Below are 6,542 nucleotides of genomic sequence, written 5' to 3' on the forward strand. Positions count from 1 at the left end.
AGATTGATTCAAATCAACATTATTCAAAAAAAGCGAATTTCAATCGAAACTCGCTTTTTTACAAAATGTATTAGTATAAATTTGTATCTTAGTTCAAGTGCCAGATATCTTCGTTATACTGAGCGATTGTACGGTCAGATGAGAAGAATCCTGCTTTGGCAATGTTAACGATGACTTTATCCAACCATGCGTCACGGTCTTCGTAGTCAGCAAGCATTTGCTCTTTGACTTTAATGTAGTCTTCCAAGTCAAGGAGAGTCATGAACCAGTCTTTGTTGATCAATTCGTTGTAAAGACGTTCCAAGCGTTCTTTCTTACCTACTGCAAGAACAGCATCGCTCACAATGAAGTCAACCAAAGGTTTGATAGCTTCACGAGCATAGAATTCGCTTGATTTGTAAGCTGCTTTTGCGTAAAGGTCGATAACAGTTTCTGAATCTTCACCAAAGATATAGATGTTTTCGTCGCCAACCAACTCAGCGATTTCCACGTTAGCACCGTCCATAGTACCAAGAGTCAAAGCACCGTTCAACATGAATTTCATGTTACCAGTACCTGAAGCTTCTTTAGAAGCAAGTGAGATTTGTTCTGAGATATCACATGCTGGGATAAGGAAGCTTGCTGCAGTAACGTTGTAGTTTTCAACCATAACCACTTGCAAGTGTGGAGCTACTTCTGGATCATTTGCAATCACTTCTGACAAGCAAAGGATCAAGTGAATGATGTCTTGGGCGATTGTGTAGGCAGGAGCTGCTTTACCACCAAAGAAGACTGTGATTGGACGAGCAGGGATGTTACCAGCCTTGATATCAAGGTATTTGTGGATGACATACAAAGCGTTCATTTGTTGGCGTTTGTACTCGTGAAGACGTTTGATTTGGATATCAAAGATAGAGTTTGTATTGATTTCCACACCTTGGTGATCTTTCAAGTGACGAGCCAATTTACGTTTGTTGTGAGCCTTGATGCTTTCCAATTTTTCTTTGACAGCTGCTTTGTCTTCGTAAGACAAGAGTTTTTCAAGCTCATCTGCTTCATGGTGCCATCCCTCTCCAATAATCTCATCCAAGTAGTGAGATAGTCTTGGGTTGGCATGCATGAGCCAACGACGGAATGTGATACCGTTTGTTTTGTTGTTGAATTTTTCTGGGTAGATGTCGTAGAAAGCTTTCAACTCTGAATTCTTCAAGATCTCAGTGTGGAGTGCTGCCACCCCGTTTACGCTGTATCCATAGTGGATATCCATGTGAGCCATGTGTACACGGTCGTTTTCATCAATGATTTGAACAGCTGGGTCTTTGTATTCTGCTTTCACACGACGGTCCAATTCTTTGATGATTGGTACCAAGTGAGGAACCACTTCTTCCAAGAATTCAAGAGGCCATTTTTCAAGGGCTTCAGCAAGGATTGTGTGGTTCGTGTAGGCAGTCATGCTACGAACGATAGAGATTGCTTCATCAAGTTCGATACCACGTTCAGTCAAAAGACGGATCAATTCAGGGATCACCATTGATGGGTGAGTATCGTTGATTTGTACAACTGCGTAGTCCGCAAGGTCGTGCAAGTTGCTTCCCTTTTCGATTGCTTCGTCGATGATCAATTGCGCGCCGTTTGAAACCATGAAGTATTGTTGGAAGATACGGAGCAATTCACCTTGCTTGTCGCTGTCGTCTGGGTAAAGGAAGAGAGTCAAGTTGCGAGCGATATCTGTCTTGTCAAAGTTGATACCATCTTCGATGATAGAAGAATCAACTGAATCCAAGTCAAACAAACGCAAGCGGTTTTTAGTAGCTGTCTTGTAACCAGGTACGTCGATATCGTAAAGAGTAGATGTCAAGGTAAAGTGTGCGAATGGCACTTGGTAGCTACGGCTTGAGCGAACCAACCAGTTTTGCTCTGTCAACCAAGCATTAGGAATCGTTTCTTGTTGGTTGTTTTTAAGAACTTGTTGGAAAAGACCAAAGTGATAGTTCAATCCAACACCGTCACCATTCAAACCAAGTGTAGCGATTGAGTCGATAAAACAGGCTGCTAAACGTCCCAAACCACCGTTACCAAGTGATGGTTCCAATTCTACTTCTTCGACTTCGATCAAGTCTTTACCTGCAGCTGCAAGTTCTTTTTTCACATCGTCGTAAAGACCAAGGTTGATCAAGTTGTTTGACAAGAGTTTACCAATCAAGAACTCAGCTGAGATGTAGTAAACTTTTTTCTTACCAGTGTTGACTGGTTTTTGGCTGCTAGCAAGCTTGCTGTAGTTGAGAAGAGCAAGGTAAAGCTCTTCATTGCTACATTCTGCAATAGTTTTATTGTAACGCTTTTGTACAAATTCTTTTAATGGTAACATTTTTGTGTCTCCTGATATTGTCTTATTTCTTTAATTCTACCAAATTTTCATTAATTCGGCGATAAATTGTAGTCAAGTCAAGCAAAGTTTCTTCAACAGCTGGTGTGAGTTGGTCTGCTGTCATACGCCATGACCAGTTTCCACCAAGAGTAGATGGGTAGTTCATGCGAGCCGCCTCATCTAGTTCTAGCAAGTCTTGCATGGTTGCAATAGCCATGAAGCTCACTGATGAAAATACTGTACGAAGCATTGCGTGCGGCACTGTTTCATACTCTTTACGGTTGGTGTAACGCGCCATGTACTCACGAGTTGGATCATCGATCTCATTACGGTACCAACCAAGAACTGTATTGTTATCGTGTGTTCCTGTGTACATAACAGAGTTAGCAGGTGCCAAGTGTGGGCTATCGATACTTTCGTCTTCTGGGTTGAAGGCAAATTGAAGAATCTTCATCCCTGGGAAGCCAGTACGTTCGCGCAACTCGATAACTTCATCTGTCATGAAACCAAGGTCTTCTGCGATGATGTTTAGCTCACCAAGCTCTTCCTTAACGGCTGCGAAGAGTTTGTAGCCTGGACCTTTCACCCATTTACCAGGTGCTGCTGTATCGGAACCAGCAGGAATTTCCCAGTAAGATTCGAAACCGCGGAAGTGGTCGATACGAACGATATCGTAGATTTTGAAGCTTTCACGCAAGCGTTCAACCCACCATTTGTACCCGTCTTTGTCCATTGCTTCCCAGTCATAGATTGGGTTTCCCCAAAGCTGACCAGTGGCAGAAAACTCATCTGGTGGGCATCCTGCGATGCAAGTTGCTTTACCAGTGGCATCTGTCTTGAAGAGATGTGGATTTGCCCACATGTCGCTTGAATCTTCCGCAACGTAGATAGGCATGTCTCCAACAATTTCGATGTGGTTGTCGTTAGCGTAGGCTTTCAATTTCAACCATTGTTGGAAGAAGAAATATTGAGTCACACGGTGGTAAACCAACTTGTCTGCCAATTTCTCACGGTAGCTTTCAAGTGCTGAAGCTTTGCGAGCACGAGCATCTGCATCTGGCCATTCTGTCCAAGCAAGATTGTCAAAATGCTCTTTAATCGCCATATATTCTGCGAAGAGTTCAAGCCATGATTGGTTGTCTTGAGCAAACTTCTCAAAAGCTTTGACGTCTCCCACTTCCAAGAAACGTTTAACTGCCTTTTCTAAAAGCGGACGACGTGCGTAATAAATCTTCGCATAGTCGACTTCCGATGCATCACTACCAAAGTCAACACCTTTAAGATCGCTAGCTTCCAACAAGCCTTGCTCTACCAAGATATCAAGGTCGATAAAATGCGTATTCCCAGCAAAGGCTGAGAATGATTGGTATGGAGAATCTCCATAGCTGGTTGTCCCAAGAGGGAGGATTTGCCAGTAACGTTGCTTGGTACGAACCAAGAAGTCGACGAAATCATAGGCAGTCTGACCAAATGATCCAATCCCGTATGCTCCTGGTAGAGAAGAGATGTGCATCAACACACCACTTTGACGTTTTTTCATAATAGCACCTCATGTGTTTGTTATAAAACGTTGCGCAACAAGGCGCAAACGTTTGCGTTAAGTTAAGTATAGCGTATTTTAAACACAAATGCAAGCGTTTTTAAAAAAATTTTTTGAATTATTTTAATCAAACAAAACTTGTTGCCACTGATATTTTATGAAATAAGCGAAAAAATTTTAAAGATTTTCTGATTTAAGATAATTCATTCCCAATATCTGCTCTATTTTCTGAAAAACCGAGCCGAATTTACGCAATCGTTTTCCTAATATATTTTCAATTCAAAAAAACAAACATTTTAAGTTCTTTCCTATATATAAGCTTTAACAAATGTTTGAAACCTTAAAATTTTTTTAAAAAACTTTTTAAAAAAGCTTGCAACCGTTTTCTATTTGTGCTATACTAGGCTCATAAAAGAAAACGTTTGCGTTTTCTAAATAAATTATACTGTTATTCTTTAGGAGGAATACACTATGTCATCTAAATTCATGAAGAGCGCTGCTGTGCTCGGAACTGCTACTCTCGCTAGCTTGCTCTTGGTAGCTTGCGGAAGCAAATCTGCTGACAAAGCTGCTGATACTAGCTCTTCAGAAGCAAAAGAACTTACTTTCTACGTTGAAGACCAATATAAAGCCTTCGCTGAATCTGCTGCAAAAGCTTACGAAAAAGAATCAGGTACAAAAGTTAACATCAAATCAGGTGACCAACTTGGTGGACTTGACAAACTTTCACTTGACAACCAATCAGGTCAAGCTGCTGACGTTATGATGGCACCATACGACCGCGTAGGTAGCCTTGGTACTGACGGACAACTTTCAGAAGTTACTTTGAGCGACGGCGCTAAAACAGATGATAAAACTAAATCTCTTGTAACAGCTGCTGACGGTAAAGTTTACGGTGCTCCTGCCGTTATTGAGTCACTTGTTATGTACTACAACAAAGACTTGCTAAAAGAAGCTCCAAAAACTTTTGCTGAATTAGAAGAACTTGCTAAAGACAGCAAATACGCTTTCGCTGGTGAAGATGGCAAAACTACTGCATTCCTAGCTGACTGGACAAACTTCTACTACGCTTACGGACTTCTTGCTGGTAACGGTGGTTACGTATTCGGACAAAACGGTAAAGACGCTAAAGACATCGGTCTTGCAAACGACGGTTCTATCACTGGTGTCAACTACGCTAAATCTTGGTATGAAAAATGGCCTAAAGGTATGCAAGATACTGAAGGTGCTGCAAACTTGATCCAAACTCAATTCCAAGAAGGTAAAACAGCTGCTATCATCGACGGTCCTTGGAAAGCTCAAGCATTCAAAGATGCTAAAGTAAACTACGGTGTTGCTACTATTCCAACTCTTCCAAATGGTAAAGAATACACACCATTCGGTGGTGGTAAAGCTTGGATCATCCCATCAAGCACTAAGAACCTTGAAGCTGCACAAAAATTTGTAGACTTCCTTGTTTCAACTGAACAACAAAAAGCATTCTACGATGCAACTAACGAAATCCCAGCTAACACTGAAGCTCGTTCATACGCTGAAGGTAAAAACGATGAGTTGACAACAGCTGTTATCAAACAGTTCAAGAACGCTCAACCAATGCCAAACATTTCTCAAATGTCAGCTGTTTGGGATCCAGCTAAAACAATGCTCTTTGATGCTGTAAGTGGTAAAAAAGATGCTAAGACAGCTGCTAACGATGCTGTAACATTGATCAAAGAAACAATCAAACAAAAATTTGGTGAATAATTGAATTCGTTACAAGGGGGGAGAATACAAATCCCCCTTTGAATTTATCAATAAAAAAACATATATAGTTTAGTTTTTGATTAAAAACCAGTATCCTATGAAAGGAGTTATTATGGAAAAGCAACAACCTAGTAAAGCAGCCCTGCTGTCTATCATTCCTGGGTTAGGACAGATTTACAATAAACAAAAAGCCAAAGGTTTTATATTCCTTGGTGTAACTATCGTATTTGTTCTTTATTTCCTAGCACTTGCTGCGCCGGAATTGCACAATTTGATCACTCTTGGTGACAAGCCAGGTCGTGATAATTCCCTCTTTATGCTGATTCGTGGTGCCTTCCATTTAATCTTTGTAGTCGTTTATGTGCTCTTTTATTTCTCAAATATTAAAGATGCATATACAATCGCAAAACGTATTAACAATGGAATTCCTGTCCCACGTACTTTTAAAGATATGATCAAAGGTATTTATGAGAATGGATTCCCATACCTTTTGATTATCCCATCGTATGTAGCAATGACATTTGCAATTATCTTCCCAGTTATCGTAACCTTGATGATTGCCTTTACCAACTATGACTTCCAACACTTGCCACCAAACAAATTGTTGGACTGGGTTGGTTTGACTAACTTTACAAATATCTGGAGCTTAAGTACCTTCCGTTCAGCCTTCGGTGCGGTTCTTTCTTGGACCATCATCTGGGCCTTGTCTGCTTCTACTTTGCAGATTGTGATTGGTATCTTCACAGCGATCATTGCTAACCAACCATTTATCAAAGGAAAACGTATCTTTGGTGTTATTTTCCTTCTTCCTTGGGCTGTTCCAGCCTTCATCACTATCTTGACATTCTCAAACATGTTTAACGATAGTGTCGGAGCGATCAACACTCAAGTATTGCCTATCTTGGCTAAGGT

At 40.8% G+C, this 6,542-nt stretch carries 4 protein-coding genes; 2 read left to right on the plus strand and 2 right to left on the minus strand.

The features are described from left to right. Window positions 1-88 precede the first annotated feature (88 nt). Together glgP and malQ are read right to left on the minus strand one after the other, a co-directional pair. Window positions 89-2,347 (minus strand): glycogen/starch/alpha-glucan family phosphorylase, encoded by a 2,259-nt coding sequence (gene glgP / locus GMD6S_RS05195; RefSeq protein WP_000937131.1) that lies wholly within the window; start codon window positions 2,345-2,347, stop codon window positions 89-91. Window positions 2,348-2,369: 22 nt separating this feature from the next. Then, window positions 2,370-3,887, minus strand: a complete 1,518-nt coding sequence (malQ, locus tag GMD6S_RS05200; protein ID WP_000747315.1) for a 4-alpha-glucanotransferase — start codon at window positions 3,885-3,887, stop codon at window positions 2,370-2,372. Window positions 3,888-4,358: 471 nt separating this feature from the next. Between malQ and GMD6S_RS05205 the strand changes: the two genes are divergently transcribed. Both GMD6S_RS05205 and GMD6S_RS05210 read left to right on the plus strand, forming a co-directional pair. Then, a complete protein-coding gene (locus GMD6S_RS05205) occupies window positions 4,359-5,630 on the plus strand; it encodes an extracellular solute-binding protein (RefSeq protein WP_000095452.1) in 1,272 nt (423 codons plus the stop codon). Between the two features lie 112 nt (window positions 5,631-5,742). Then, window positions 5,743-6,542: sugar ABC transporter permease (locus GMD6S_RS05210; protein ID WP_000414950.1), on the plus strand; the 800-nt coding region annotated here is incomplete at its 3' end.

Source organism: Streptococcus sp. GMD6S (genome assembly GCF_000297015.1).

Bases quoted from the DNA above. Each gene is read 5' to 3' on its own strand.
- glgP (WP_000937131.1), bottom strand. From the start codon at position 2,347: ATGTTACCATTAAAAGAATTTGTACAAAAGCGTTACAATAAAACTATT.
- malQ (WP_000747315.1), bottom strand. From the start codon at position 3,887: ATGAAAAAACGTCAAAGTGGTGTGTTGATGCACATCTCTTCTCTACCA.
- GMD6S_RS05205 (WP_000095452.1), top strand. From the start codon at position 4,359: ATGTCATCTAAATTCATGAAGAGCGCTGCTGTGCTCGGAACTGCTACT.